This window comes from Parvibaculum sp. (genome assembly GCF_040882025.1).
Taxonomy (GTDB): domain Bacteria; phylum Pseudomonadota; class Alphaproteobacteria; order Parvibaculales; family Parvibaculaceae; genus Parvibaculum.
In genome coordinates, this window is record NZ_JBBECC010000094.1 from 3402 (window position 1) to 4623 (window position 1222).

The following is a 1222-nucleotide window of genomic DNA, read 5'->3' on the forward strand; positions in this document are numbered from 1 at the left end:
ACGGATCGCCTTCGAGATCATAAAGATGGTTGCCAGAGAAATGCGCCCGTGCCCAATAGGGAATCGGGTCGTTCTTATTCCAGCGCTGATGGATCACGGGGACAACGCTTCCAGGCATCCGGTCGAGGAAAGCGCGTTCATCGGGCAGCGGTAGCTCCTGATCGCGCGTCAGGAAGTGTGTAGGCATGGTTGACCAGCGGTTCGACATCATCGCCAGCGGTGCGTTGTCGGCCGCCGGGGCACGCGCGTATTTGCGTGTACCATCGATGTAGTGCACCTCGCGACCCCAGACGCCGGTGAGCAGCCAGTCGCGGATGCCAGTGGTCTCGCCACGCAGCAAAGGCAACAGCGAGTGGCCATGCGTACGCTGGCGGACGGTGACACCGAAAAACTCCGCCAGCGTCGCGAAAAGATCGACGCCCGTGGTAAGTGCGTCGCATGTTCCGGGCGCGATTCCTGGGTGGGCGATGAGCAACGGAATGTGGCCGAGCGGCTCGTAGACTGGTACGCCGGGCTTTCCCCAAATATCTTTCTCGCCGAGATAATGGCCGTGATCAGTGCAGAGGATGATCAGCGTGTCGTTCCAAAGATTGTTGCAATCAATCTCGTCCAGCACCTTGCCGAACCATTTGTCGATCATGGTCAGCTTGCCGCCATAGCTCGCACGAATTTGTCGTGCCTGCCGTTCGTCGATGACACCTTTCTCGATACCGCCCTTCACGTAAGGCGGCCAGATCAGATGAGCGCCTTCCCATTCAGGGTCGTACATGGAGGCATAAGGCTCTGGCGTATCGAACGGCTCATGTGGATCGAACTCGTCGACGAAGAGCATAAAGCGCTGATGGCGGCCGGCATTCTCCGCCAGCCAGCGGGCCGCAGCACCCATCGTGCGCGGACCCGGAAAGTCCGCCTCGCCGCGAAAATAGCCGCGCGAGTCATCGTAAGGCATGTGTTTACGCATGAAATTAGGGGCGCCGGCCCAGCTTGGATCGGCGACCGTTTTCCACGGATCGCCTTCATGGCCGCGCTGATAATCCCAGGCGGTGAAATCGACGTGATAGTTCTCGCCGCCGGTCTCGAAGAGATGCGGGTGATCGGAGATGAGCTGCGTGACGACGCCCGCCTTACGCAACTCATAGGTGATGGCGTCTTCCCAGATTTCGACCGAACCCCATGGGCGCCAGAGAAAATCCAACGCACCACAGAGGATGTCGTGACGAGC

General features: G+C 59.7%; 1 protein-coding gene. It reads right to left on the reverse strand.

Going from position 1 to position 1222, the window contains the following annotated elements; genetic code table 11:
- Positions 1-1222 (reverse strand): sulfatase (locus tag WEB61_RS06720; RefSeq protein ID WP_368063561.1); only part of this gene is annotated, 1222 nt, incomplete at both ends.